The following is a 25456-nucleotide window of genomic DNA, read 5'->3' on the forward strand; positions in this document are numbered from 1 at the left end:
CCCGGCCGAGGAAGGCAGCAGACCTCATGGCGCCGCGCCGGGCGGAACGGCAGGCTGAGCCCTATGACCGCTTCCGCCAGCCATTCCGCCGTCCGCCCGGCAACGTCCGGTCCGGGGGGCACGGGGTACGACGACGATCGTCTTCCCCCGGTCCGCTTCGCCTACGACCCGCAGACCTGGAAGGAGATCGCGCACCTTCTGATGAATCTGCCGATGGCGTTGATCGGTTTCACCTATGTGATGACGGTGATCCTGACGGGGGCGGCGATGACCGTCACCGTGATCGGTTTTCCGTTGCTCATGCTGGGGCTGACCGGGTCGCGGCTGTTGGGCCGGTTCGAACGGCAGCGGGCCCGTCGGCTGCTGGGGCTGCGCGTCGAGGAGCCGAGCCCGCTGCCGTGGCGCAGGGCGGGCGGTCCCCTTCAGCAGATGTGGCTGGCGCTGAAGGACCCGGTGGGATGGCGCACGGTGCTGTACGACCTGATACGGCTGCCGTGGGGGGTGCTGACGTTCACGGTGGTCGTCCCGTCGCTCTTCATGCTGTGGCCGGTGCTGCCGTACCTGGCGCGGGGGCTGACGAACGTGGACCGGGCGATGGTGCGCGGGCTGCTGTCCCCCTCCGACGACCTGGAGCGGCGGATCGCGGAGCTGGAGTCGGACCGGGGGGTCGTCGTCGACACGGCGGCCGCCGATCTGCGGCGCATCGAGCGGGATCTGCACGACGGGGCGCAGGCCCGGCTGGTCAATCTGGCGATGGGGCTGGGGCTGGCCAAGGAGAAGTTGCTGGAGGGGCAGGCCGACGACGTGGTCGCGGCGATGGTGGAGGAGGCGCACGGCGAGGTCAAGCTGGCGTTGCAGGAGCTGCGGGACCTGGCGCGCGGGATCCATCCGGCCGTGCTGACGGACCGGGGGCTGGACGCGGCCCTGTCCTCGGTGGCTTCGCGGTGCACGGTGCCGGTGAAGGTGACCGCCGACCTGCCGTCGAGGCCGGCGCAGGCGATCGAGGGCATCGCGTACTTCACCGTCTCGGAGCTGCTGCAGAACGTCAGCAAGCACAGCGGGGCCCGGTCGGCCTCGGTGGACGTGTGGCGGACGGACGACCGGCTGCTCGTCCAGGTGTGGGACGACGGCCGGGGCGGGGCGTCGCTGGACGGCGGGTCGGGGATGCGGGGGCTCGCGGAGCGGCTGGACGCCGTGGACGGGCTGTTCGTCGTGGACTCGCCGGTGGGGGGACCGACGACGGTGACGGCGGAGCTGCCCTGGCGGGACCGGGGCGAGGGCGGCCGCGGGAGGTAGGGAAAACCCCCCTCCCGAGACGCCGACGGACTCCATGGTCCGCGCGCCCTCGGACGAGGAGGCTGGGAGCTACGGATCGACAGGTGCGCGACGAGCAGACGACGAGAACGGAAGACGCCGATGGCCACGCAGTACGGGCAGTACGACCAGTACGACCGGTACCGGCAGGGCGACCTGCACGGGGAGCGCGACCGCTACCGGGCGGACCGGGAGGACGACCGCTACGGGCGGGACGGGCGAGTCGGGGGCGGGTTCGCGCGCCGCGACGGCGGGCGCGGGCATCTGCTGCCGGCCGGGCTGCGCGAGCCGTTCACGGCGCGTCACTGGCGTGAGCTCCTCTATGTGCTGCTGGGGCTGCCGATCGGCATCGCGCTGTTCACGTTCGCGGTCACGATGCTGTCGCTGGGGGCGGGGCTGCTGGTGACGTTCCTCGGCGTCCCGGTGCTGGCGGCGGGCCTGGCCGCGGCCCGCGGGCTCGGACGTGTGGAGCGGGCCCGGGCGCGCGGGCTGCTCGGCCTGGAGGTGGGCGAGCCCGAGCCGCTCAGGGCGCCCCGGAGCGGTGCGATGAGCTGGATGGGCGCCGTCCTCAAGAGCGGAACGTCGTGGCGGAACATGCTGTACGCGGTGCTTCAGTTCCCGTGGGCGGTGTTGTCGTTCTCCGTCACGGTGACGGTGTGCTCCCTCGGCTGGACGATGCTGACGTATCCGCTGTGGTTCTGGGTCTTCCCGATGTACGGCGGCCAGGGCGGCCTTCAGCTGTACGGCGACGAGGGGCACCGGATCTATCTCGACAACCCGTTCGAGATCACCGTGACGGCGCTGGTGGGGCTGCTGATCACGCTGGCCGCGCCGTGGATCGTGCGGGCGCTGACGACGGTGGACGGACTGCTGGTCCGCGGGCTGCTCGGGCCGTCGTCGCTGGGGGCGCGGGTCGTGGAGCTGGAGTCCGACCGCGGCGTCGTGGTGGACACGGCCTCGGCCGACCTGCGGCGCATCGAGCGGGATCTGCACGACGGGGCGCAGGCCCGGCTGGTCAGCCTGGCCATGGACCTGGGGCTGGCGAAGGAGAAGCTGCGGGAGGACCCGCAGGCGGCGGCGCGCATGGTGGGCGAGGCGCACGGCGAGGTGAAGACGGCGTTGCAGGAGCTGCGGGACCTGGCGCGCGGGATCCATCCGGCCGTGCTGACCGACCGGGGGCTGGACGCGGCGCTGTCCTCGGTGGCCTCGCGCTGCTCGGTGCCGGTGAAGGTGGACGTGGATCTGGCGGAGCGGCCGGCGCCGGCGATCGAGGGCATCGCCTACTTCACCGTCTCGGAGCTGCTGCAGAACGTCAGCAAGCACAGCGGGGCCCGGTCGGCCTCGGTGGACGTGTGGCGGGCGGACGACCGGCTGCTGCTTCAGGTGATGGACGACGGGGTGGGCGGTGCGGACGCCTCCGGCGGGTCGGGGCTGTCCGGTCTCGCCGGACGGCTGGACGCGGTCGACGGCATCCTGGTCGTGGACTCCCCCGTCGGCGGCCCCACCCGCATCACCGCGGAACTCCCCTGGCGCACAGGCCTGAACTGAGCCGCACCAGTCCCCCCGCGGGCGCGCACCTGCGCCCGCCCCCACTCCACCCCAGCTCCCGCCTCCGCACCGGGTCCGCCTCCGCAACGGGCCCGCACCCGCGTCCGCGTCCCACTCCCTCGTCGTCCGCTCGGTCTCCCCTCGGTGTCTCCTCGGTGTCTCCTCGTGCTCTCCTCGACCCCGCCTCGACATTCGTGGTGGCCGTCCGCCTGCCGGATCCCGGGTGCAGACGAGGCGGAAGCTGGAATGCTTGACTGGTTCGACCAAACGGGGTGGACGGCTGGGGGGCCGAGGATCGTGGAGGACAGGGTGCGGGTGGTCATCGCCGAGGATTCGGTGCTGTTGCGGGAGGGGCTCACCCGGTTGCTGACGGACCGGGGGCACGACGTGGTCGCGGGGGTCGGGGACGGCGAGGCGCTGGTCAAGACCATCACCGAGCTCGACGACGAGGGCGCGCTGCCCGACGTCGTCGTCGCGGACGTGCGGATGCCGCCGACCCACACGGACGAAGGGGTCCGGGCTGCCGTTCAGCTGCGCAAGGCGCATCCCGGGCTCGGGGTGCTGGTGCTGTCGCAGTACGTGGAGGAGAGGTACGCCACCGAACTGCTGGCCGGTTCCAGCCGCGGGGTCGGGTACCTGCTGAAGGACCGGGTGGCCGAGGTGCGGGAGTTCGTGGACGCCGTGGTGCGGGTCGCCCAGGGCGGGACGGCCCTCGACCCGGAGGTCGTCGCGCAGCTCCTGGGGCGCAGCCGGAAGCAGGACGTGCTGGCGGGGCTCACGCCGCGGGAGCGGGAGGTCCTGGGGCTGATGGCGGAGGGGCGGACGAACTCGGCGATCGCCCGGCAGCTGGTGGTCAGCGACGGGGCGGTGGAGAAGCACGTGAGCAACATCTTCCTGAAGCTCGGCCTGTCCCCGAGTGACGGGGATCACCGCCGGGTACTCGCCGTTCTCACCTACCTCAACACGTAGCGAGGTGGCACCCTGCCCTGCGTCGGGCGGAGAACCTGGGCCGGGATCCGGAGCGTCTGACGCGGTGGCGCCGTGAGGCGGGAAATCATGACCAGCGGGGGCGCCGGGCCGTCTCGGGACAGGGAACCGTCATTCGAGACGCTCAGGGAAGGCGACCCTTACCGACGTAGGGTTGATCCGTGGAGGGCCTTCGCGAAGGTCCTCCGGGACAGCCGTCTCGAGGGAGGTCCAGTTCAGTGACCAGTCAGGTCAGCCCAGCGGAACAGACCGACGGAACCGACGGAGCGGACGCGGCCGTCGTGGGAGAGCAGCGCAAACCGGGCGGGACGAAGGACGTCCGTCGTCTCGACCGGGTGATCATCAGGTTCGCGGGCGACTCGGGCGACGGTATGCAGCTCACCGGCGACCGCTTCACCTCGGAGACGGCGTCGTTCGGCAACGACCTGTCGACCCTGCCCAACTTCCCCGCCGAGATCCGTGCGCCCGCCGGCACCCTGCCCGGCGTCTCCTCGTTCCAGCTGCACTTCGCCGACCACGACATCCTCACCCCGGGTGACGCGCCCAACGTGCTCGTCGCCATGAACCCGGCGGCGCTGAAGGCGAACATCGCCGACGTGCCGCGCGGCGCGGAGATCATCGTCAACACGGACGAGTTCACCAAACGGGCGATGCAGAAGGTGGGGTACGCGGCCTCGCCGCTGGAGGACGGGTCCCTCGACGGCTACCAGCTCCATCCGGTCCCGCTGACCACCCTGACCGTCGAGGCTCTCAAGGAATTCGACCTCACCCGCAAGGAGGCCGAGCGCAGCAAGAACATGTTCGCGCTCGGCCTTCTGTCGTGGATGTACCACCGGCCGACCGAAGGCACCGAGAAGTTCCTGAGATCGAAGTTCGCCAGGAAGCCCGCGATCGCGGCCGCGAACATCGCCGCGTTCCGCGCCGGGTGGAACTTCGGAGAGACGACGGAGGACTTCGCCGTCAGCTACGAGGTGGCGCCGGCGGCGAAGGCCTTCCCGGTGGGCACGTACCGCAACATCTCGGGAAACCTCGCCCTGTCGTACGGGCTGGTCGCGGCCTCGCGCCAGGCCGATCTGCCGTTGTTCCTGGGCTCGTACCCGATCACCCCGGCCTCGGACATCCTGCACGAGCTGAGCCGGCACAAGAACTTCGGCGTGCGGACCTTCCAGGCGGAGGACGAGATCGCCGGCATCGGTGCGGCGCTGGGGGCCGCGTTCGGCGGTTCGCTGGCCGTGACGACCACCTCCGGTCCGGGGGTGGCGCTGAAGTCGGAGACCATCGGGCTCGCGGTCTCCCTCGAACTGCCGCTGCTGGTGATCGACATCCAGCGCGGCGGGCCCTCCACGGGCCTGCCCACCAAGACCGAGCAGGCGGATCTGCTCCAGGCGATGTACGGCCGCAACGGGGAGGCGCCGGTGCCGATCGTCGCGCCGTGCACGCCGGCGGACTGTTTCGACGCGGCGCTGGAGGCGGCCCGGATCGCGCTGGCCTACCGCACGCCGGTGATGCTGCTGTCCGACGGTTATCTGGCCAACGGCTCCGAGCCCTGGCGGATCCCGGAGCTGGAGGAGCTGCCGGATCTGCGGGTGCAGTTCGCGCAGGGCCCCAATCACACGCTGGAGGACGGCAGCGAGGTGTTCTGGCCGTACAAGCGTGATCCGCAGACGCTGGCGCGGCCGTGGGCGGTCCCGGGCACGCCCGGTCTGGAGCACCGTATCGGCGGGATCGAGAAGGAGGACGGGACGGGGAACATCTCGTACTCGCCCGCCAACCACGATTTCATGGTGCGCACCCGGCAGGCCAAGATCGACGGCATCGAGGTCGCGGACCTGGAGGTGGACGATCCGCACGGAGCGAGCACCCTGGTGCTGGGCTGGGGTTCCACCTACGGGCCGATCACGGCGGCGGTGCGGCGGCTGCGGACGGCCGGGGACGCCATCGCGCAGGCCCATCTGCGGCACCTGAACCCGTTCCCGCGCAATCTCGGCGCGGTGCTGAAGCGGTACGACAAGGTCGTCGTGCCGGAGATGAACCTCGGCCAGCTCGCCACCCTGATCCGGGCGAAGTACCTGGTCGACGCGCACTCCTACAACCAGGTCAACGGTATGCCGTTCAAGGCGGAGCAGCTCGCCACGGCGCTCAAGGAGGCCATCGATGGCTGAGACCGCAGCGGAAGGCACGGGCACGGTCGAGGCGCTCTCGCTCGTCCCCAAGGCCGAGGCCAGGCAGTCCATGAAGGACTTCAAGTCCGATCAGGAGGTGCGCTGGTGCCCCGGCTGCGGTGACTACGCGATCCTGGCGGCGGTCCAGGGCTTCATGCCGGAACTGGGGCTGGCCAGGGAGAACATCGTCTTCGTCTCCGGCATCGGCTGTTCGTCGCGCTTCCCCTACTACATGAACACCTACGGGATGCACTCCATCCACGGGCGTGCCCCGGCTATCGCGACGGGGCTGGCGGCGAGCCGCCGCGATCTGAGCGTGTGGGTGGTGACGGGCGACGGCGACGCGCTGTCCATCGGCGGCAACCATCTGATCCACGCCCTGCGGCGCAACGTCAACCTGAAGATCCTGCTGTTCAACAACCGCATCTACGGGCTCACCAAGGGCCAGTACTCGCCCACGTCCGAGGTCGGCAAGATCACCAAGTCGACGCCGATGGGGTCTCTGGACGCGCCGTTCAACCCGGTGTCGCTGGCGCTGGGGGCGGAGGCGTCGTTCGTGGCGCGCACCGTGGACTCGGACCGCAAGCACCTCACGGAGGTGCTGCGGCAGGCGGCCGCCCATCCGGGGACGGCGCTGGTGGAGATCTACCAGAACTGCAACATCTTCAACGACGGCGCGTTCGAGGTGCTGAAGGACCGGCAGTCGGCTGAGGACGCCGTGATCCGTCTGGAGCACGGCAGGCCGATCCGGTTCGGCGCGGAGGGGGCGCGGGGGGTCGTGCGCGACCGGCAGAGCGGCGATCTGCGGGTCGTCACGGTGACCCCGCAGAACGAGGCGGACGTCCTGGTGCACGACGCGCACGCCGCGTCGCCCACCACGGCGTTCGCGCTCTCGCGCCTCGCCGATCCGGACACCCTGCACCACACGCCGATCGGTGTGCTGCGCTCGGTCGAGCGGCCGGTCTACGACACGCAGCTGGCGGACCAGCTGGACTCCGCCATCGAGCAGCACGGGAAGGGCGACCTGGGCGCGCTGCTCGCGGGCGGGGACACCTGGACGGTCGTCGGCTGAGACGCCCGGCCGGTCGCCGGCTGAGGCGCGCGGCGGTTCACGAGGCCCGGGAGCGTCGTTCCCGGGCCTCGTCGTATGCCCGGCGGGCCTTCTCGACCTCCGCCATCCGGGTGTGCGTCCACCCGGCCAGCGCGCGCACCTGTTCGGCGGCCTCACGGCCCAGCTCGGTGAGGGAGTAGTCGACGCGGGGCGGGATGACGGGCTTGGCGTCGCGGTGCACCAGGCCGTCGCGTTCGAGGTTCTGGAGGGTCTGGGTGAGCATCTTCTCGCTGACCGGCCGGCCCACCTGGCTCACGGCCCGGCGCAGTTCGCTGAACCGGTGCGAGCGGTCGAGCAGCTCGATCAGGACCAGGACGCCCCAGCGGCTGGTGAGGTGTTCCAGGACGAGCCGGTAGGGGCATATCCCCTCCGCCTCGGCGGGTGTCACGTTGCCGACCTGGTTGCTTACTGTCATACCAGTACCTTACTTCAAAGTGGGTACTTTCTTTTGGTTAGTGTCTCTCCTAGGGTCGGAGACAGACCAGCCGACCACCGTAGGAGTTCCCCAGCCATGAGCATCGTCGTCACCGGAGCCACCGGACACCTCGGCCGCCACGTCATCGAGCAGCTGCTGGACAAGGTCCCCGCGGACCACGTCACGGCCGTCGTACGGGACGAGGCCAGAGCCGCCGACCTCGCGGCGCGCGGCGTGAAGCTCGCCGTCGCCGACTACAACGCCCCCGAGACCTTCGACGGCCTCCTCGCCGCCGGCGACAAGGTCCTGCTCATCTCGGGCAACGAGTTCGACAAGGGCCGCCCGGCCCAGCACCAGGTCGTGATCGACGCCGCGAAGGCGGCCGGGGTCGCGCTCCTCGCCTACACCAGCGCGCCGGGCACGCTGAGCGCGGCGCTCGCGGACGACCACCGCGCCACCGAGCAGGCGCTGCTCGCCTCCAGCGTTCCGTACACGCTGCTGCGCAACGGCTGGTACCACGAGAACTACACCGAGAACCTCGCCCCGGTGCTGGAGCACGACGCCGTCGTCGCGGCCGCCGGCCAGGGCCGCGTCTCCTCCGCCGCGCGCGCCGACTACGCGGCGGCGGCCGTCGCCGTGCTGACCGGAGAGGGCCACGAGAACACGACGTACGAGCTGGGCGGCGACGAGGCGTGGAGCTTCGCCGAGTACGCGGCCGAGCTGAGCCGGCAGACCGGCAGGGAGATCGTCTACAACGCCGTGCCCACCGAGGTGCTCACCGGCATCCTGACCGGCGCGGGGCTGCCCGCGCCGCTCGCGGCGATCCTGGCCGGCGTGGACGAGTCCATCGAGAAGGGCGAGCTGGTCGTCTCCGGCGGCGACCTCTCCCGGCTGATCGGCCGCCCCACCACGCCGCTGGCGGAGGCGATCACGGCCGCGCTCAAGGGCTGACACGCCCGCCGGGCCGCTCGCGCCCCCCACCGCCCTCCGGGCGCCCCGGCGCCTCGGGGCGGCAGTCCGCCGGACGCCCCGGCTGTCATGACCGTATGGCGATACGGGCATGACAGACCGGGGCGCCCGGCGTTACCTTCGTCCTCGCATGCGTGACGTGAGAAGGAGGTGCCCGTGGCCGGGACGTCGAGGAGTGAGAGCCGCACAGGCCTGCTGAACGGCTTCGCGGCCTACGGGATGTGGGGCCTGGTGCCCCTCTTCTGGCCGCTGCTCAAGCCGGCCGGGGCGACGGAGATCCTCGCCCACCGCATGGTCTGGTCGCTCGCCTTCGTCGCCGCCGCGCTGCTCTTCGTACGACGCTGGGCGTGGGCCGGCGAGCTGCTGCGCCAGCCGCGCCGACTGGCCCTCGTGGTGGTCGCCGCCGCCGTCATCACCGTGAACTGGGGCGTCTACATCTGGGCGGTGAACAGCGGGCACGTGGTCGAGGCCTCGCTCGGCTACTTCATCAACCCGCTGGTCACGATAGCCATGGGGGTGCTGCTTCTGAAGGAGCGGCTGCGGCCCGTGCAGTGGGCGGCGGTCGGCGTCGGCGCCCTGGCGGTGGTGGTCCTGACCGTCGGCTTCGGCAGGCCGCCGTGGATCTCCCTGTGCCTCGCCTTCTCCTTCGCCACGTACGGCCTGGTGAAGAAGAAGGTCAACCTGGGCGGGGTCGAGTCGCTGGCCGCCGAGACCGCCGTGCAGTTCCTGCCCGCGCTCGGCTACCTGCTGTGGCTGTCCGCCCACGGCGACGCCACGTTCACGGCCGAGGGCCCCGGGCACGCGGCGCTGCTCGCCTCCACCGGCGTGGTGACCGCGCTGCCCCTGGTCTGCTTCGGTGCAGCTGCCATCCGCGTGCCGCTGTCCACGCTGGGCCTGTTGCAGTACCTGGCCCCGGTCTTCCAGTTCCTGCTCGGCGTCCTGTACTTCGGCGAGGCCATGCCGCCCGAGCGGTGGGCCGGGTTCGCCCTGGTGTGGCTGGCCCTGGCGCTGCTCACCGGCGACGCGCTGCGCACCTCGCGCCGGACGTCCCGGACCCTCGCGGCCGAGCGCGCGAGGATCCACGCCGAAGAGGTGGCCTCGGCCGCGTCCGGCGCCCCCCAGGTCCCGGCCCCCGAGGCCTCCGCACCGACGCCGGACGGAACGGCGGCGCCGGCACCGGCGCCCGTCGCCGCCTCTTCCGCCGCCCCCTCGGCTCCCTCCTCCCCCACCGCAGCCACCACCGCCTCGGCTGCCTCGGCCGCCGCTCCGGAGACCCAGCCGGGCCGGGCCCGCCCCTGAACCGATCAATCCTGACCGACGCCGAATCACGGCATCCGGGAGGCAGGCGCGGTGCGGGGCTGCTACTAGTGGCTGCATGACCGACTCGACCGCAGGATCAGGGGACACGCCCGCGCCCGTGCACTGGAAGCTCGTCGTCGACGCCGCCGACCCGCACGCACAAGCCGACTTCTGGGCTTCCGCGCTGCACTACGAGACCGAGGACAACAGCGCGCTGATCGAGCGGCTGCTGGAGCTCGGCGCGCTGCCCGGCGCGGCGACGCTGGAGTTCCACGGCCGTCCGGCCTTCCGGGACCTGATCGCCGTGCGCCACCCCGACGACCCGTACGACCCCGACAGCGGGACCGGACTGGGACGGCGGCTGCTGTTCCAGCGGGTGCCGGAGGCCAAGACGGTGAAGAACCGCCTGCACATCGATCTGCATCCCGGTGCGGAACGGCGGGCCGACGAGGTCGAGCGGCTGCGCGGACTGGGTGCGAGCGTGCTGCGGGAGGTGAAGGAGCCGTCCGGGTCATGGACGGTGATGGCGGACCCGGAGGGGAACGAGTTCTGCGTCCACTAGGACCTGCCGTTCGGATCGGCGTGCAGGGTGCCGGCGGGGCTTGTCGATGCCGGTGAGCGGGGGCCGGTGCGTGCGTCTGCGCGGTGATCCGAACGACGGGCTCTGGGGCGCGGGTGCTTCGGTCCCGGGTGGTGTCAGGGTTTCTCGCGCCCTCGGTGTCGGGTGCGTGCCCAGGGTGTCAGGAATCCGGAGTCCTGTGTCCGATGTCCGGTCGGCACTCTTGACGGGAAGTCAGTTGCGCGTTCACCATCCTGGGACCCCACTCACCGTGGAATCACCGCGACCCGGTGGTTCCCGAGGAATTCGGAGCACCCCACATGAAGCTCCCCGTTTCCCGGCGTACGGCGGTCGCCGGCGGCGTCTCGATTGTCATGCTCCTGACTGGCGGATCCATAGCGGGGGCGGCTCCCGCGCCCGGCTCCACCGCGCTCGCCGCCGCTCCCGACATCCCCGTGGCCAACGTCAAGGCCCACCTGGCCCAGTTGCAGTCCATCGCCACCGCCAACGGCGGCAACCGCGCCCACGGCCGCACCGGCTACAAGGCCTCGCTCGACTACGTGAAGGCCAAGCTCGACGCCGCCGGCTTCACCACCGCCGTCCAGCAGTTCACGTCGTCCGGCCGCACCGGCTACAACCTGGTCGCCGACTGGCCGGGCGGGGACACCGCCCATGTCGTCATGGCCGGCTCCCACCTCGACAGCGTCACGGCCGGGGCCGGCATCAACGACAACGGCTCGGGCTCGGCGGCCGTCCTGGAGACGGCCCTCGCCGTGTCCCGGGCCGGCTACCACCCGGCCAAGCACCTGCGGTTCGCCTGGTGGGGAGCGGAGGAACTGGGCATGGTCGGATCGCGTTACTACGTCAACAGCCTCTCCTCCGCGAACCGCGCCCGCATCAGCGGCTACCTCAACTTCGACATGATCGGCTCGCCGAACCCCGGCTACTTCGTCTACGACGACGACCCGGCCATCGAGAAGACCTTCAAGGACTACTTCGCCGGCATCGGCGTCCCGACCGAGATCGAGACCGAGGGCGACGGCCGTTCCGACCACGCCCCGTTCAAGAACGCGGGCGTCCCGGTGGGCGGTCTGTTCAGCGGCGCCGACTACATCAAGACGGCGGCGCAGGCGGCCAAGTGGGGCGGCACGGCGGGGCGGGCGTTCGACCGCTGCTACCACTCCTCCTGCGACACCACCGCCAACATCGACGACACCGCCCTGAACCGCAACGCGGACGCCGTGGCCTACGCCCTGTGGGCGCTGTCCTCCTGACCGGCGCCGCCGTCCGGAGGGCCGTGCCGTCCTCCTGACCGGCGCGGCGTTCCGAGTGCGCCGTGCAGTGCGCCGTGCTCCGGCCCTGCGGCACGTCGGCCGTCACGCGCCCGCCCTGCGGGCGCGTTCGGTCAGCCGGAGCATGCGCGCGCGGGCCGACTCCAGTTCCTCGGCGTCGTCGGCCGCGGGGCCCTCCTCGGCGGCGAGTTCCGTCCACAGGCCGAGGAGTTCGTTCCCCAGGTTCAGCCCTTGCAGCGGGTCGCGGACCGCCCGCCAGGCCGTCGCCGCGCTCTGGACGTTGCCGTACGCCGCCTCCGCGTCCCCGGACCGCCGGCCGATGCGGGCCAGGTCGAGGGAGACGTGGAAGGCGCGCAGCGGATCGCCCGCCAGATAGGCGATGTACGCCGTGAGTTCGCGCAGCCGGAGCACTTCGGGGTGCTCCGGGCCCAGCGTCCCGGACGCCTCCGTCACGGTGCGCTCCGCGAGCACGGCCGCGACGTCCGTCCGGCCCGCCCGGACGGCCTCGTTGATCTGCGCCATCGGCTCCCCGAGGAGGGCGGGGGCCGCGCCGACGCCGTGCAGGGTGCGGGGGTCGTCCCCGAGCACCGCCTCCGCGACGGCGTCGAAACCGCGCGCGGGCGTGGGCTTGAAGTCCGGCTCGGGCTCGGAGACCAGTCCGTCGGGGAGGAACGGGGTGGGAGCGGCCGCGCGGGCGGCGGCGGAAGCGGAGGGCGTCGCGGGCGCGGCGTCCGGCACGGGCAGCGGGAGCGGCGTCGGGGCGCAGACGGGGGGCGCCGGAGGCGTGACCTGTGCCGAGACCGGGGCCGGGGCCGGGGCGAGGGGGGCTTCGGGGGTCGTGTCGGGGTGCGGCAGCGCGTCCATGGCCGGGGGCGGGCCGAACACTCCGGTGGGCGCGGCCACCGTGCCGAGCGACGGGACGGCGTCCTCCACGTCCGGTTCCGGCGCGGGCGAGCCGACCGGCCCGGGGACCGCCTCCGGCTCGGACACCGTGCGCAGGGGGAACGTCGGCGTCGCGTCCCGCACCGGCTCGGGCACCTGACGCAGGAGGTGCGTCGGCTCGTCGCTACGGAACGGGGACGACGGCGACGACGGGGACGCCTGGGACGACAAGGGCGGCGAGGCCGGCCCGGACGGCTGCGCCGGCCCGGACGGCTGATGCTGCTGCGCCTGCTGGCTGTGCGGAGGCTCCTGCGACTCCTGGGACGGCCGCCGGTGCTCGTCGGGGACCGCGACGGAGGGGGCGGGTGAGGGTGCGGCCGGGGTGCGCAGGGGTTCCGCGGTGAAGTGGCTGGATCCGTCGCATTCCACGCGCAGGGGGACGACGTAGCCGATGCGTTCGTCGCGGACGGAGGCGAGGACCGGATGTCCCGTGGCGAGGGCGATGCGGTGGAGGTGGCCCAGAACGGCGCGCTGGATCTCCTCGCCGTCGACGGCCACGACGGGTACACCGCCTATGGTCGCCGTCCCGCCCCCGCGGACATGGACGTCGAGCGGCGCGATCACGGCGGCCGCGGGGCCGGCGTGCTTCTGCTCGCGCTTCTTCTCACGGCTGAGTCGAGACATCGGTTCCTCACTCGGATGCGTCGTCACGATCCGGTCGTCCAGTTTCGTGCACGCGTACACGTACTGTTGAGTTTCTCCGAGCGCCCCCGGTACTCACGTCACCGCGACGTCACAGCCTCGTTCCAGGAACCCGCGTCCCGCCGCCCGGGACTCTCCGTGGACCGCCGGGATCAGGGGCGTCCCGGAGGGACGGCGACGACTGGGAGGGGCACCGGGATGGGGACGACGGACGGGTTGCGCGGACCGGAGATCTGGATCCGCGGACCGGTCACCGTACCGGATCCGACGTCGGCGGCGGCACCGGCGCCGATGCCGTCCGGCTCGTCGGTGACGCCCCGGCGCTTCTCCTGGGTCGCCACGCACGGCGGGGCCGGCACGTCCACGCTCGCCGCCGTCTACGGCGGCCACGACAGCGGCCGCGGGTGGCCCGGCGCCGGCGATCCGCCGTCCGTGCTGCTGGTCGCCCGCACCCATGCGGCCGGGCTGGAGTCCGTCCTGCGGACCCTTGAGGTCTTCCGGCGCGGCGAGGCACCGGCGGGGCTCGACCTGGACTCCGTCGTGCTCGTGGCGGACGCGCCGGGACGGCTGCCCAGGCCGCTCGCGCAGCGGGTGCGCGCGATCGAGGACGTCATCGACGTGTACCGGGTCCCTTGGGTGACCGAGTGGCGCCTCGGTGACCTGGGCGGAAACCCGCCGCGGGAGACGGCCCCGCTGGCCCGGCTCACCGGAGCCCCGGGCGGGAGCCCGCGCTGACGGCCGGAACCCCGGGCCGGGACCGGACCGGACCCCGGGGCGGGAACGGGCGGGGCGATGCCGGAACCGGGCCGCGGGCGTGGCCACCGGCCGTGGAGATCGCGGCGGAGGTGCGTGCCGGGCGCCTGCGGGCGGTGGACGTCGTCGACGAGGCACTCGCGCGGATCACCCGAACGGACCCCTTCCTGTGCGCCTTCACGCAGGTGTGGCAGGAGCGGGCGCGGACGTGGGCGCGCGAGGTCGACCTGCGGGTCGCCGCGGGCGAACGGATGCCGCTGGCCGGTGTGCCGATCGGCGTGAAAGGGCGTCACGGCCTGCGCGCGGCGCGGCTGTTGACGGCCGCCGGCTGTGTACCCGTGGGGGCGACCTCGGTGCCGGGACCCGGCACCCCCTGGCAGACCTGGGGACTCGGCGCGCACGGCCGTACGGTGAACCCCTGGCGCGCCGACCGCACTCCGGGCGGCTCCTCGGCCGGCTCGGCTGCGGCAGTGGCCGCCGGCCTGGTTCCCATGGCGACCGGAACCGACGGGGCCGGGTCCGTGCGCATCCCGGCCGCCTGGTGCGGCGTGCTCGGCCTGAAGACCACGAACGGACGACCGTCGCCCCTGGACCACCACCGACGGCCGATGTCCCCGGACGGCAACGGACGGCCGGCGCCCCCGCGCCCGAACGACCCGCCGTCGCCCCGGGATCGGCCGGGCCCCGGCCCGGCGACGTCCGCGGACCGTACGGGACTGGCCGCGGCCGGTGTGCTGGTGCGCCACGCGGTGGACGCCCAGGCGTACTGGCAGGCCGTGGCTCCGAGCGATCCGCCGGGCCTTCCGGACCGGTCGGACCGGTCGGACCGCGGTCGCGCGGGGCCGCCCACCGCCGTCTTCTCCCCCGGCCTCGGCTTCACCGACCCCGATCCCGAGCCGCTCGCCCTCGCCCGTGCCGCCGCCGTGCGGCTCGCCGCCGCCGGGGCGGTCAGGCTGCTCCCGGCCTCGCGGGCTCCCCTGCGACTGGAGGACCCGGCCCCGGCCTGGCTGGCGCTGCGCACGCCGGGCGCGGACCTCCGTGCGGCCGACCGGGTCCGGGAGGCGAACGACCGCCTGCTGGCCGAGTTCTTCGCCGGCGCGGATCTGCTGCTGACGCCCACGACCCCGAACGCGGCGCACGGCCACGAGGGACCGGGCGACCGGTTCTCGACGGCGCTCACCTGGGCGTTCAACCTGAGCGGGCATCCGGCGATCAGTGTCCCTGCGGGATTCGGCACGGACGGCTGCCCCCTGGGCCTGCAGATCGTCGCCGCCCGGAACGCGGAGACGTCGCTGCTGGCCGTCGCCCGAGCCGCGGAGACGGCCCGATCCGGGCCTGCCCGGCCGCCCACTCCGGGCCGGGGCCCGAAACTGCTTGCGTGCACATATAATGCAGGTGCATAGTAACTTCGTACGCTCACCACTTGGGGGATCGAAGATGACGCGTCGCAGTTTCCTGTTCGTCCTGGGCAGCAGCCGTTCGGACGGCAACACCGAGGCACTGGCCCGGGAGGCCGCCGAGCAGCTGCCCTCCGACGTCGGACAGCGGTGGATCAGCCTGGCGGAGCACCCCGTGCCCGACTTCGTGGATTCGCGGCACGACAGTGACCGGGTCCGCCCCACGGAGGGCAACACGGCGCTCCTGCTCGACGCCACCCTGGCCGCGACCGACCTCGTGATCGCGTCCCCGCTGTACTGGTACTCGGTGTCCACCCAGACCAAGCGCTACCTCGACCACTGGGCGGGCTGGCTGCGCACCCCCGGCCTGGACTTCAAGGCGACCATGGCCGGGCGCACCCTGTGGGGCGTCACCGTGCTCGCCGACGACCAGCCCCAGGTCGCCGACCCGCTGGTCGGGACGCTCCGCAACTCCGCCGCCTACATGGGGATGCGCTTCGGCGGCGTGCTGCTCGGCAACGGCAGCAAGCCCGGGGACGTCCGGTCGGACACGGAGGCCCTGGCCAACGCGAAGACGTTCTTCGCCCGCGAGGCCCTCCCGGCCCGCTTCCCGCACGAGGCGGCGCCCGCTACGTCGTGACGTCCTTCGCCGTGAAGCGCGCCCAGGCCGCCGAGCCGAAGACGGCCGCGTACAGGGCCTGGAGACCGAGGTTCTTCTGCAGGTCGTCCCAGTAGACGGGCTCGCGCATGAGGTCGGCGAAGGACAGCCAGTAGTGCGAGAAGAAGTACGGCTGGAGGGCGTGGAGCTGGGGGATCTGGTCGAGGATCTGGACCGTGATCAGCAGGCCGACGGTCGTCGCCATCGCCGCGATGCCGCTGCCGGTGAGCGTGGAGACGAACAGTCCGAGCGCGGCGACGCCGGTCAGCGAGGCGGCGACGACCAGGGCGATCAGCAGTGCCCGCAGCAGACCGTCCGCGAAGCCGATCCGGGTGCCGGAGATCGTCGTCAGGTCGCCCAGCGGGAAGAGCAGCGCCCCCACGGTGAGCGCCGAGAGCGCGACCACGAGGGTGGCCGCCACGCAGAAGGTCATGACGGTCGCGAACTTGGCCAGCAGCAGGCGGGTGCGGCCGGAGGGGGCGACCAGGAGGTAGCGCAGGGTGCCGGCGTTCGCCTCACCGGCGATCGCGTCGCCCGCGACGACGCCGACGGCCATCGGGAGGAAGAACGGCAGGGTCACGGCCAGCGCGGTGAAGACCAGGAACAGGCCGTTGTTGGTGACCTGCGAGATGAACGCGGGGCCCGCGCCGCCGCCGCGCCCGGCGGACGACCCGTCGTCCGTCTCGATCTTCACGGCGATCCCGACCAGGATCGGCACGGCCGCCAGCACGCCCAGCAGGGCGAGCGTGCGCCAGCGCCGGAAGGTCGTCAGCAGTTCGCTGCGCACGATCCCGAAGGTCCATGCCCAGGCCCAGGGACTCCGGGCCGTCCGGGCGGACGGGGACGGCGCGACGGACGAGGAGGACGAGGAGGACGAGGACGGCAGGGAAGGCGAGGAAGCCGACGAGGTCGGAGCGCCGCTCCCCGTGGCCCCGGGCGGCGGCGGGACCGGGTCCCGGCCGTCCGCCGTTCCCGCTTCAGCCCGCGACATCGAACCCCTCCCCCGTGAGCGCCACGAACGCGTCCTCCAGGGAGGCGCGTTCGACGGCGAAGCCACGCACGCGCACGCCCGCCGTCACCAGCGCACCGTTCAGATCCGCGAGATCGCGGCCGGCGGGCGGCGCCTCGGCGCTGACGCCGTCCTCCGCGGCGACGACGTCGACGACGCCCTGTTCCTTCAGCACACGGGCCGCGTCCGCGGGATCCGGCGTCGTCACGACCAGCCGGCCTCTCGCGCCCGCCGCGAGGTCCGCCACCGGGCCCTGCACGATCAGCCGGCCCTGGGCCATCACGGCCGCGTGCGTGCACACCTGCTCGATCTCGTCGAGCAGGTGCGAGGAGAGGAAGACGGTCGTGCCCTCGGCGGCCAGCTCTCTCACCAGGGAGCGGATCTCCCGCATGCCCTGCGGGTCCAGGCCGTTGGTCGGCTCGTCGAGGACGAGCAGGCGGCGGGGCCGGAGCAGGGCGGCGGCGAGGCCCAGCCGCTGTTTCATGCCGAGCGAGTACGCCTTCGCCTTCTTCCCGGCGGCGGCCGTCAGGCCCACCCGCTCCAGCGCGGTCGTGACCCTCGCCCGTCGGGTGCGCGGGTCGGCGGTCGGGTCGGCCGCGTCGTAACGGAGCAGGTTGTCGCGGCCGGAGAGGAAGCCGTACAGGGCGGGACCCTCGATGAGCGCGCCGACGTGCGGCAGGACGGCGCGCGCGGCCCGCGGCATGGGGTGTCCCAGGACGCGGGCCGAGCCGGCCGTGGGCTCGATGAGCCCCATCAGCATGCGGATGGTGGTGGTCTTGCCGGAGCCGTTGGGGCCGAGGAAGCCGAAGACGCTGCCCGCCGGGACGGTCAGGTCGAGGCCGTCGACGGCGAGCTGGCCGCCGCGGTAGCGCTTGGTGAGGGCGCGGGTGCGGATGACGGCGCCGTCGTCCGCCGGCTCCCCGGCGGGCTCCCGCGCGCCCTCGCCCGTCGGCTCCCGCGCCGGCTCCGTCACCCTCGCCCCTCTCCTCCCGCACCGACTCCATCGGCCCTTGCGATCCCCGGCGACGCCCCGGCCCGGGTCACTTCCCGGCGTCGGCCGCCTTCACGAGCGCGTCCTTGGTGACCGCGCCGGCGTAGACCTTGCCGTCGTCCGTGATCAGGGCGTTGACCAGGCGGGTGGAGAAGACCGTGCCGGAGCCGAAGTCGCCGCTCACCTTGTCGCCGAGGGAGCCCAGGAAGCCACCGAGGTCGCCGCCCGCGGTGGAGCCCGAGGGCACGCCCTCGCCGCCCGTGTCGAAGGCCGCGACGGACGTCCAGCCCTCACCGATGACCTTCATGCCCTCGTCACCGGCTCCACCGCCGAGGCCCTGGCCGAACCCGCCGAACCCGTCGAACCCGTCGTGCCCGGGAGCGGGTTCGGCTCCCCGGCCGCCCTTGCCGCTGCCGTCGTGGCCCTCGCCGGCCGCGCCCTCGGTGACCTTCGCGCCCTTGGGGGCGGTGAAGTCGAAGGTGGACGCGGCGGGCTTCGCGAAGTGCACCTGGGTGAAGCCGGCGTCCACGACGGCGGCGCCGCCGCTCGCGGGGGTCAGCGTGAACTTCAGCGGCAGGCCCGTCTCCGCGTCCACGGCGACGCTGATCGCGCCCACGGTGGAGCCGGACTGCTTCGGCTTGACGAGCAGCTTGTACGCGTCGCGGCCCGCGACCTGGACCGTGCCGTCGACGGTCACGGAGGTCGTCTTGTCGACCGCCTTGAGCGCGTCCTCGGTGAGGTCCTTCGGCGTGGCCGGGACCGGGGTGCGCCCCTTGCCCGGCTCCTTGCCCGCGCTCTCGTCGACGGTGGAGTGGTAGACCTCGTTGGACGCGCTGTCGTACCCCCACACGTTCTTGCCGTTGTGGACGACGCTGTACTCGGCGGCCCGCTCCAGCAGCGAGACCTTCTGCCGGTCCGGGCCGTCGGCCGCGACGCGCAGGGTGTGCGTGCCGGACGCCAGCTCGGTGAGCTTGGCCTGGGGGTCGGCGGACGAGCCGTCGCCGCCCTGCGCCGCTCCGGAGAGCAGCCCGCTCTCCAGCCCGCCGAGGTCGGGCAGCCCGAGGTCGGTGGTGATCTTCACCGTTCCGGACAGCTGCTGCACGTCCGAGGCGGCGATCTTGTCGAGGAGCTGCTGCGCGGTGATCTTCGGCAGGTCGGGGTCGCCGGAGTCGGCGAGCGCCGGGACGAGCCCGATCGTCGCCGCCGCGACACCGATCACGGTGACCGGAACGACGTACCGTGCGGCCTTGCGGCGTCGGAGGCGCAGGTCGTCGGCCTCCCCGCCGGTCGCCTCCCCGCCGGTCATGGTGGCGTCGGATTCCTTCGGTGCCATGTGTGCCTTACCTCCGTCGTCGGCGGCGGCTGGTCGTCTCGCGCTGCGTTCCCCGCCCCAAGCCGCCATTCTCACCCGAATCGGTGAGGAGTGGTGTTTTCCGTAGTCCCCATCTGACCAAATCAGCCGACGACAGGCGTCAACCCGAGGGCTCAACTCCACATACGCCTGCGGTATGACACGACCCTGACGTGACGGGGACGGCCCGTAGGGGTGCGGAGGGCGGGCACCCCTGACGGGACGGGAGGAAGCAGGGAAGAGGGGACGGCGAGGCAGGCAGAGGGGGAGGCGGATCAGGAGGCAGAGCAGGCGGGGTCAGCCCGCCCGGTGGACCACCGCGTCGCAGAGCTCCATCAGGGCGGCCTTGGCGTCGCACTCCCGCAGCGGCGCCAGCGCGGCGCGCGCGTCCTTGGCGTACCGCACGGTGTCCCGGCGGGCCTGCTCCAGGGCCGGGTGGGCCCGGAGCGCCGTGAGGGCCTCGTCGAGGCGGGCGTCGTCGCTGAGGTCGGAGTCCAGCAGCTCGCACAGCGCGATGTCCTCGGGCAGCGCCAGCCGCGCCGCACGCTCGCGCAGCCGCAGCACCGGCAGCGTGGGCACGCCCTCGCGCAGGTCCGTGCCGGGCGTCTTGCCCGACTCGCGCGAGTCGGACGCGATGTCCAGGACGTCGTCCGCCAGCTGGAACGCGACGCCCAGCCGCTCGCCGTACTGCGTCAGGACGTCGACGACCGTCTCGTCGGCGCCCGACATCATCGCCCCGAACCGGCAGGCCACCGCCACCAGCGAGCCCGTCTTGCCGCCGAGGACGTCGAGGTAGTGGTCGACCGGATCCCGGCCGTCCGTCGGACCGGCCGTCTCCAGGATCTGCCCGGTGACCAGCCGCTCGAACGCCTCCGCCTGCACCCGCACCGCCTCCGGGCCGAGGTCGGCCAGGATGTGGGAGGCGCGGGCGAAGAGGAAGTCGCCCGTGAGGACGGCGACGGAGTTCCCCCAGCGGGCGTTGGCGCTGGGCACCCCGCGCCGCACGGCGGCCTCGTCCATCACGTCGTCGTGGTACAGCGTGGCCAGGTGGGTCAGCTCCACCACCACGGCCGACGGCACGACACCCGGCGCGTGCTTGTCCCCGAACTGCGACGCGAGCACCACGAGCAGCGGCCGGAACCGCTTCCCGCCCGCCCGCACGAGGTGCTGGGCGGCCTCCGTGATGAAGGGGACCTCACTCTTGGTGGCCTCGAGCAAGCCTTCCTCGACAGCCGCCAATCCGGCCTGGACATCGGCTTCCAGAGCCTGGTCCCGCACGCTCAGCCCGAACGGCCCGACGACGGTCACGAGGGGTCTCCTGTCTGCTGGTGTCCACTGGCGATTACGCGGTTTGTCGATAGGTCGCTGCCACCACTCAAGTCAGCGTATCCGGTCACGTTTCGATCACCGATAGCCCCCACGTCCCCCGGGCTCGAATGGGCTCGCCCGGGAAGCGTCTCCGTCAGGCGGGGCGGTACCGGATTCCACCTGCCGAGTTCCTGATCAGCTCGTACGCCGGGCATCCGCCGGAACACCCATCGGATTACCCCGGCGCCGCGAATCATGCGGCCGCACGCGGCCGCCCCCGGCCACAGACCCGCACAAGCCCGACCACATACCCGCACACACCGGGCCGCAGACCCGCACACACCGGGCCGCAGACCCGCACACACCGGACGCCGGACCCGCACACGACGGGTCGCGGATCCCCACCCGCGGACGCCGGAGCCACACGCCCCCGACGCCGGACCGCCCGCCCCCGTCCCGCCGACCGCTCACCCTTGAGCACGGACCCGCACGCGCGCGAAGGCATCAGGGCGGGCTCACGCTGCCCACGCGCGCCTGCGCCCCCCGCCTCCCGCCGGACCCGGCCCGCACCCACCCACCCCACCCGGCGTGACGACTATCACGCGCCTCCCCCTCCGCGACCGTCGCCCGCTCCCCGCCCCCGGGGCGATGGCGCCACCTCCCTGAAAGAGCGGAGCGGCCTCCCCGAAAGGGCGGAGCGGCCTCCCCGAAAGGGCGGAGCAGCCCACTGGAACGGGCGGAGCAGCCGCCCTCGGCGGGCGGCGCGACGCGACATGGCGGACGACAGCTCATCGGCATTCTTTTAACTACGAGTTGGGGCTAATGCCCGTTTCGCCGCCCTTGTGGACCCGGGTGAGTTGGCTCACTCCACGAGACCGGTCCACACCGGCCCGCTCTTCACCGATTCTCCGCACGCCTCAAGCAAGTTGACCCTTTGCACCCACAAAGGATCAAGCACCCCATAGACCGCAGACCAAGGTCAATAGGGGTGATCTGTGAATCCGGTACTTGTTCCGGACATGTGCTCTCGCATACGTTCCCGGCCTGTCGGGCGGACGCCTAATCCTGCCGCCGCCCATGACACCCATCGAGAACGCACGGCAGGAGCGGGGGAACCAGGTAAGTCGCCGCAACGGATGTTCCTGACGTCCCGGATGTTTTCCGGACGTTCAGGGCGGTCCGTCGCGGCTCGGGGTGAAGTCGCGACCGTCAGGACGCGACCGGGCAGCTCCCCGCCCGAACCCGACAGCTCACCTCGCAGGCGCTGGAGAGGAAAAACCGTCATGCCCGCTGCCGCTCACCGCCGCACCCGCACCGCCCGCCTCGCCCGCAAGCTCGCCGTCGCCGGCACCGGAGTCGCCGTGCTGGCACTCCCGCTCATCGGCGCCAGCACCGCCTCCGCCGCGACCCCGACCGTCGCGACCGCCACCAGCCTGGGGTACTCCAACAACCTCGACGGGTGGATCCGCGCCTCGCTGCACGTCATGGCGCAGCACGGCATCCCGGGGACGTACAACGGCATCTACCGCAACGTCATCCGCGAGTCGTCCGGCAACCCCTACGCCATCAACCTGTGGGACTCCAACGCGGCCGCGGGCATTCCCTCCAAGGGCCTGCTCCAGGTCATCGACCCCACCTTCCGCGCCTACCACGTCGACGGCACGTCCTGGGACTCCTACGACCCGGTCGCGAACATCACCGCCGCCTGCAACTACGCGGCCGCCCGCTACGGCTCCATCGACAACGTCTTCAGCGCGTACTGACAGCCGGCCCCCGGCTCAGGGAAACAGTCTTTCGAGGACGACGGCCACGCCGTCGTCCTCGTTCGACGTCGTGACCTCGTCGGCCATCGCCTTGAGTTCCGGGTGCGCGTTGGCCATCGCGACACCGCGGGCCGCCCAGTCGAACATCGGGATGTCGTTGGGCATGTCCCCGAAGGCGACGGTGTCCTCGGGCCGCAGCCCCAGGTGTTCGGCGGCCAGCGCCAGCCCGGTCGCCTTGGTGACCCCGCAGGGCTGGAGTTCCACCGTGCCCGGCCCCGACATGGTGACCGTCGCGAGCGAGCCGACCACCGAGCGGGCCGTCGCCGCCAACTCGTCGTCCGACAGGAACGGGTGGCGCAGCAGCACCTTGCTGATCGGCTCGCACCACAGGTCGTCGCGGCGGCCGACGCGCAGGGCGGGCAGCGTGGGGTGCGGCATCCGGTAGCCCGGCTCGATGAGCGTCAACCCGTCGACGCCGTCCTGGTCGACGGCCGCGTACAGCTGCCCGACCTCCGCCTCGATCTTGCCGAGCGCGGTCTCGGCCAGCTCCCGGTCCAGGGTGACCGACCACAGCAGACGGTCCGCACCGGCGTCGTACAGCTGCGCCCCCTGTCCGCACACCGCGAGCCCCCTGCTGTGCAGGCGGTCGAGCAGCGGGCGCACGCGGGGCGCGGGGCGTCCCGTCACCACCAGGTGGCGTGCGCCGGCGGCCGTCACCCGCGCGAGCGCGTCGAGGGACCGGTCGGAGAAGGTGTCGTCGCCGCGGAGCAGCGTTCCGTCCAGGTCGGTGGCGATGAGGGCGTACGCGGTGCGCGCGGCATATGCGGTGGGTGCGGCCATGATCAGAGAATACGGACCCCGCACCCCCCGGGTTCGACGGGAACCGAACAGCGACCGGGTCCGGTCCGGTTCTGCCAACTCCCCTCCAACGACTGACCGACGGTGGCTGACGACCGGCTCGAAGAAGCGCCTTTCCGGCACCCGCCCGGCCGGGCGGGTGCGTGGTCGGCCGGGTGCCGCGCGGTCGGGCGGCGCGTGCCCGGCCGGGCGTCGCGTGGTCGGCCGCGCCCGCAGCGCCTCCCCCGCCACCGCCCGGCGCTTCCGCCCGGCGCCGCCTCGACGGCCCGCCCCCGTGTCGCTTCCCCGAGGTCGGCCGTAACGTGTGGCCCGGCTCGGCGCACCCGCGGCATCCGCGCGGAATCCGGCGGGCTCACCTGGCGAGCACCACAGAGCGCACGAACACGAAAGAGAGGCAGTACCCGATGCCCCCCTTCGACCTTGCCGAGGGCGATCCCTTCGGTCCGCACAACCTGCCGTACGGCGTCTTCTCGCTGCCGGGCTCCGCCGAGCGGACCGTCGGCGTCCGGCTCGGCGACCACGTCCTCGACGCGGGTGCGGCGGCCCGCGCGCTCGGCTCGTCCCACGCCGAGCTGCTCGCGGCGCCGACCCTCAACCCGCTGATGGCGGCGGGCCGTCCGGTCTGGACGCAGGTGCGTCGCGAGCTGACGGAGTGGGTGACGAGCCCGGCGCACCGGGCCACCGTCGAGCCCCTCTTCCGGCCCCTGTCCGCTGTGACCCTGCACCTCCCCTTCGAGGTCGCCGACTACGTCGACTTCTACTCCTCCGAGCACCACGCCCGGAACGTCGGCGCGATCTTCCGCCCGGACACCCCCGACACGCTGCTGCCCAACTGGAAGCACCTGCCGATCGGTTACCACGGACGGTCCGGCACCGTCGTCGTCTCCGGCACGGACGTCGTACGGCCCTCGGGCCAGCGCAAGGGCCCCTCCGACCCGGCCCCCGTCTTCGGCCCCTCCGTGCGGCTCGACATCGAGGCCGAGGTCGGATTCGTGGTCGGGACGCCCTCGCCGCAGGGCAGCCCGGTCGCCATGAGCGACTTCCGGGAGCACGTGTTCGGCCTGTGCCTGCTCAACGACTGGTCGGCCCGTGACCTCCAGGCATGGGAGTACGTCCCGCTCGGCCCGTTCCTGGCCAAGTCGTTCGCCACCTCCGTCTCGGCGTGGATCACCCCGCTGGAGGCGCTGGACGCCGCGCGGGTGGCTCCTCCGGCGCGCACCCACGCCCTCCTCCCCTACCTGGACGACGCGGCCGCCGAGCCCGCCGGTTACGACCTGCGGATCTCCGTCGCGCTGAACGGTCACACGGTCTCCGAGCCGCCCTTCGCCACCATGTACTGGACGGCCGCCCAGCAGCTCGCCCACCTCACCGTCAACGGCGCGTCCCTGCGCACCGGAGACCTGTACGGCTCGGGCACGGTCAGCGGCCCGGAGCCCGACCAGCGCGGTTCTCTCCTGGAGATGACCTGGAACGGCCGCGACCCGCTCGAACTCCCCGACGGCAAGAGGACGTTCCTGGAGGACGGCGACGTCGTGACCCTCTCCGCCCAGGCCCCCGGCCCCGCCGGCATCCCGGTGGGCCTGGGCGAGGTGAGCGGACGAATCATCGCCGGCTAGGGCCCGGGCCCAGGCCCCCGGCCTCGGCCTCGGCCCCGGCGCGCAGTCACCCAGGCGGCCGGGGTGCGCCGGGCGGGCAGGCAGCCATGCAGGGGGAGAGGCGGGCAGGCGGCGGGCAGACACCCGGGCGGGCAGTCGAGACCCCGGCGCAGGAGCAGAGCGGCGGAGCGGCGGAGCGGCGGAGCGGCAACTGCGTACCTGCGCACCCGGCGGGACCGGCGCAGGCTCAGGACCGGTCGGGCAGGGCGGCCCGGCGGAGTGACCTTGCGGGGTGCCCCTCGGGCCCGGCCGCCCGTCCCGGGGGCCGGGGGCCGGGTCTGAAGGCCGGGGGCCGGGGCCGTGGTCCTGAAGGGCCGGGGCCTGCACCCAGGGCCGGGGCCTGCGCCCAGGGGCGCATACCCGGACGCCGCCCAGTCGCCCCGAGTGCCCCGGCCGCCCTGACCTGCCCCCGACCCGCGCCGGCCTGCCTCGGCCTCCTACCAAGGCCGAATCGGAGCGCCTTCGTGGGCTGA

Annotated in this window: 21 protein-coding genes and 1 riboswitch; of the genes, 14 read left to right on the forward strand and 7 right to left on the reverse strand. The window is 72.9% G+C overall.

Going from position 1 to position 25456, the window contains the following annotated elements; genetic code table 11:
• Window positions 1-63: 63 nt before the first annotated feature.
• The 5 genes from ACGFSH_RS09945 to ACGFSH_RS09965 all read left to right on the forward strand — a co-directional run bounded on the left by ACGFSH_RS09945 (window position 64) and on the right by ACGFSH_RS09965 (window position 7083).
• Window positions 64-1296, forward strand: a complete 1233-nt coding sequence (locus ACGFSH_RS09945) for a sensor histidine kinase (RefSeq protein ID WP_393346676.1) — start codon at window positions 64-66, stop codon at window positions 1294-1296.
• Window positions 1297-1416: 120 nt separating this feature from the next.
• Window positions 1417-2862 carry a sensor histidine kinase gene (locus ACGFSH_RS09950; protein WP_393346678.1) on the forward strand — a complete coding sequence of 482 codons (1446 nt, stop codon included), beginning with the start codon at window positions 1417-1419 and terminating at the stop codon, window positions 2860-2862.
• A gap of 297 nt (window positions 2863-3159) precedes the next feature.
• Entirely contained in the window at window positions 3160-3831 is a 672-nt protein-coding gene (locus tag ACGFSH_RS09955; RefSeq protein ID WP_393346680.1) for a LuxR C-terminal-related transcriptional regulator, read from the forward strand.
• 236 nt (window positions 3832-4067) lie between these two features.
• On the forward strand, window positions 4068-6011 hold the full coding sequence (locus ACGFSH_RS09960; protein ID WP_393346682.1) for a 2-oxoacid:acceptor oxidoreductase subunit alpha: 1944 nt from the start codon (window positions 4068-4070) through the stop codon (window positions 6009-6011).
• Window positions 6004-7083, forward strand: a complete 1080-nt coding sequence (locus tag ACGFSH_RS09965; protein WP_393346684.1) for a 2-oxoacid:ferredoxin oxidoreductase subunit beta — start codon at window positions 6004-6006, stop codon at window positions 7081-7083. The genes ACGFSH_RS09960 and ACGFSH_RS09965 overlap by 8 nt, the downstream gene beginning before the upstream one ends.
• Before the next feature lie 37 nt (window positions 7084-7120).
• Here ACGFSH_RS09965 and ACGFSH_RS09970 read toward each other — a convergent pair whose 3' ends face one another.
• A complete protein-coding gene (locus ACGFSH_RS09970; RefSeq protein ID WP_393346686.1) occupies window positions 7121-7537 on the reverse strand; it encodes a winged helix-turn-helix transcriptional regulator in 417 nt (138 codons plus the stop codon).
• 96 nt (window positions 7538-7633) lie between these two features.
• Here ACGFSH_RS09970 and ACGFSH_RS09975 point away from each other — a divergent pair, with 96 nt between their 5' ends.
• The 4 genes from ACGFSH_RS09975 to ACGFSH_RS09990 all read left to right on the forward strand — a co-directional run bounded on the left by ACGFSH_RS09975 (window position 7634) and on the right by ACGFSH_RS09990 (window position 11638).
• Window positions 7634-8488 carry an SDR family oxidoreductase gene (locus ACGFSH_RS09975; protein WP_393346688.1) on the forward strand — a complete coding sequence of 285 codons (855 nt, stop codon included), beginning with the start codon at window positions 7634-7636 and terminating at the stop codon, window positions 8486-8488.
• A 174-nt stretch (window positions 8489-8662) separates the two neighbouring features.
• Window positions 8663-9805 (forward strand): EamA family transporter RarD, encoded by a 1143-nt coding sequence (gene rarD / locus ACGFSH_RS09980; RefSeq protein WP_393346690.1) that lies wholly within the window; start codon window positions 8663-8665, stop codon window positions 9803-9805.
• A gap of 76 nt (window positions 9806-9881) precedes the next feature.
• Complete coding sequence (locus ACGFSH_RS09985) at window positions 9882-10367, forward strand: VOC family protein (RefSeq protein ID WP_393346692.1); 486 nt, start codon at window positions 9882-9884, stop codon at window positions 10365-10367.
• Window positions 10368-10684: 317 nt separating this feature from the next.
• Window positions 10685-11638 (forward strand): M28 family metallopeptidase, encoded by a 954-nt coding sequence (locus tag ACGFSH_RS09990; protein ID WP_393346694.1) that lies wholly within the window; start codon window positions 10685-10687, stop codon window positions 11636-11638.
• A 102-nt stretch (window positions 11639-11740) separates the two neighbouring features.
• Here ACGFSH_RS09990 and ACGFSH_RS09995 read toward each other — a convergent pair whose 3' ends face one another.
• On the reverse strand, window positions 11741-13222 hold the full coding sequence (locus tag ACGFSH_RS09995) for a tetratricopeptide repeat protein (RefSeq protein ID WP_393346695.1): 1482 nt from the start codon (window positions 13220-13222) through the stop codon (window positions 11741-11743).
• Window positions 13223-13438: 216 nt separating this feature from the next.
• Here ACGFSH_RS09995 and ACGFSH_RS10000 point away from each other — a divergent pair, with 216 nt between their 5' ends.
• The 3 genes from ACGFSH_RS10000 to ACGFSH_RS10010 all read left to right on the forward strand — a co-directional run bounded on the left by ACGFSH_RS10000 (window position 13439) and on the right by ACGFSH_RS10010 (window position 16030).
• Window positions 13439-13975 (forward strand): hypothetical protein, encoded by a 537-nt coding sequence (locus tag ACGFSH_RS10000; RefSeq protein ID WP_393346697.1) that lies wholly within the window; start codon window positions 13439-13441, stop codon window positions 13973-13975.
• Between the two features lie 92 nt (window positions 13976-14067).
• On the forward strand, window positions 14068-15396 hold the full coding sequence (locus ACGFSH_RS10005; RefSeq protein WP_393346699.1) for an amidase family protein: 1329 nt from the start codon (window positions 14068-14070) through the stop codon (window positions 15394-15396).
• A gap of 34 nt (window positions 15397-15430) precedes the next feature.
• On the forward strand, window positions 15431-16030 hold the full coding sequence (locus tag ACGFSH_RS10010; RefSeq protein WP_393346701.1) for a flavodoxin family protein: 600 nt from the start codon (window positions 15431-15433) through the stop codon (window positions 16028-16030).
• Here the strand turns inward: ACGFSH_RS10010 and ACGFSH_RS10015 are convergent.
• From ACGFSH_RS10015 to ACGFSH_RS10030, 4 genes are all read right to left on the reverse strand, one after another.
• Window positions 16020-17039 (reverse strand): ABC transporter permease, encoded by a 1020-nt coding sequence (locus ACGFSH_RS10015; protein WP_393346703.1) that lies wholly within the window; start codon window positions 17037-17039, stop codon window positions 16020-16022. The genes ACGFSH_RS10010 and ACGFSH_RS10015 overlap by 11 nt on opposite strands.
• Window positions 17026-18030 (reverse strand): ABC transporter ATP-binding protein, encoded by a 1005-nt coding sequence (locus tag ACGFSH_RS10020; RefSeq protein ID WP_393346705.1) that lies wholly within the window; start codon window positions 18028-18030, stop codon window positions 17026-17028. Before ACGFSH_RS10020 ends, ACGFSH_RS10015 begins: the two co-directional genes overlap by 14 nt.
• Window positions 18031-18097: 67 nt before the next feature.
• Complete coding sequence (locus tag ACGFSH_RS10025; protein WP_393346707.1) at window positions 18098-19381, reverse strand: outer membrane lipoprotein carrier protein LolA; 1284 nt, start codon at window positions 19379-19381, stop codon at window positions 18098-18100.
• Window positions 19382-19696: 315 nt separating this feature from the next.
• A complete protein-coding gene (locus tag ACGFSH_RS10030; RefSeq protein WP_393346709.1) occupies window positions 19697-20707 on the reverse strand; it encodes a polyprenyl synthetase family protein in 1011 nt (336 codons plus the stop codon).
• 1056 nt (window positions 20708-21763) lie between these two features.
• A riboswitch (cyclic di-AMP (ydaO/yuaA leader) is annotated at window positions 21764-21986 on the forward strand.
• 4 nt (window positions 21987-21990) lie between these two features.
• Here ACGFSH_RS10030 and ACGFSH_RS10035 point away from each other — a divergent pair.
• The gene (locus ACGFSH_RS10035) at window positions 21991-22470 is read left to right on the forward strand and encodes a transglycosylase SLT domain-containing protein (RefSeq protein ID WP_393346711.1); all 480 of its coding nucleotides are present in this window, start codon (window positions 21991-21993) and stop codon (window positions 22468-22470) included.
• A gap of 15 nt (window positions 22471-22485) precedes the next feature.
• Here ACGFSH_RS10035 and ACGFSH_RS10040 read toward each other — a convergent pair whose 3' ends face one another.
• The gene (locus tag ACGFSH_RS10040; RefSeq protein ID WP_393346713.1) at window positions 22486-23310 is read right to left on the reverse strand and encodes an HAD family hydrolase; all 825 of its coding nucleotides are present in this window, start codon (window positions 23308-23310) and stop codon (window positions 22486-22488) included.
• Between the two features lie 422 nt (window positions 23311-23732).
• Between ACGFSH_RS10040 and fahA the strand changes: the two genes are divergently transcribed.
• Window positions 23733-24944, forward strand: coding sequence for a fumarylacetoacetase (gene fahA, locus ACGFSH_RS10045; RefSeq protein ID WP_393346715.1), 1212 nt, complete (start codon window positions 23733-23735; stop codon window positions 24942-24944).
• Window positions 24945-25456: the final 512 nt, after the last annotated feature.

It is taken from the genome of Streptomyces sp. NPDC048481, from assembly GCF_043200075.1.
Lineage (GTDB): Bacteria > Actinomycetota > Actinomycetes > Streptomycetales > Streptomycetaceae > Streptomyces.

What these genes read in the sequence shown, in the direction of transcription:
- ACGFSH_RS09945 (WP_393346676.1), top strand. Translation starts at nt 64, where the DNA reads ATGACCGCTTCCGCCAGCCATTCCGCCGTCCGCCCGGCAACGTCCGGT.
- ACGFSH_RS09950 (WP_393346678.1), top strand. Translation starts at nt 1,417, where the DNA reads ATGGCCACGCAGTACGGGCAGTACGACCAGTACGACCGGTACCGGCAG.
- ACGFSH_RS09965 (WP_393346684.1), top strand. Translation starts at nt 6,004, where the DNA reads ATGGCTGAGACCGCAGCGGAAGGCACGGGCACGGTCGAGGCGCTCTCG.
- ACGFSH_RS09970 (WP_393346686.1), bottom strand. Translation starts at nt 7,537, where the DNA reads ATGACAGTAAGCAACCAGGTCGGCAACGTGACACCCGCCGAGGCGGAG.
- ACGFSH_RS09975 (WP_393346688.1), top strand. Translation starts at nt 7,634, where the DNA reads ATGAGCATCGTCGTCACCGGAGCCACCGGACACCTCGGCCGCCACGTC.
- ACGFSH_RS09985 (WP_393346692.1), top strand. Translation starts at nt 9,882, where the DNA reads ATGACCGACTCGACCGCAGGATCAGGGGACACGCCCGCGCCCGTGCAC.
- ACGFSH_RS09990 (WP_393346694.1), top strand. Translation starts at nt 10,685, where the DNA reads ATGAAGCTCCCCGTTTCCCGGCGTACGGCGGTCGCCGGCGGCGTCTCG.
- ACGFSH_RS09995 (WP_393346695.1), bottom strand. Translation starts at nt 13,222, where the DNA reads ATGTCTCGACTCAGCCGTGAGAAGAAGCGCGAGCAGAAGCACGCCGGC.
- ACGFSH_RS10000 (WP_393346697.1), top strand. Translation starts at nt 13,439, where the DNA reads ATGGGGACGACGGACGGGTTGCGCGGACCGGAGATCTGGATCCGCGGA.
- ACGFSH_RS10010 (WP_393346701.1), top strand. Translation starts at nt 15,431, where the DNA reads ATGACGCGTCGCAGTTTCCTGTTCGTCCTGGGCAGCAGCCGTTCGGAC.
- ACGFSH_RS10015 (WP_393346703.1), bottom strand. Translation starts at nt 17,039, where the DNA reads ATGTCGCGGGCTGAAGCGGGAACGGCGGACGGCCGGGACCCGGTCCCG.
- ACGFSH_RS10025 (WP_393346707.1), bottom strand. Translation starts at nt 19,381, where the DNA reads ATGGCACCGAAGGAATCCGACGCCACCATGACCGGCGGGGAGGCGACC.
- ACGFSH_RS10035 (WP_393346711.1), top strand. Translation starts at nt 21,991, where the DNA reads ATGCCCGCTGCCGCTCACCGCCGCACCCGCACCGCCCGCCTCGCCCGC.
- ACGFSH_RS10040 (WP_393346713.1), bottom strand. Translation starts at nt 23,310, where the DNA reads ATGGCCGCACCCACCGCATATGCCGCGCGCACCGCGTACGCCCTCATC.
- fahA (WP_393346715.1), top strand. Translation starts at nt 23,733, where the DNA reads ATGCCCCCCTTCGACCTTGCCGAGGGCGATCCCTTCGGTCCGCACAAC.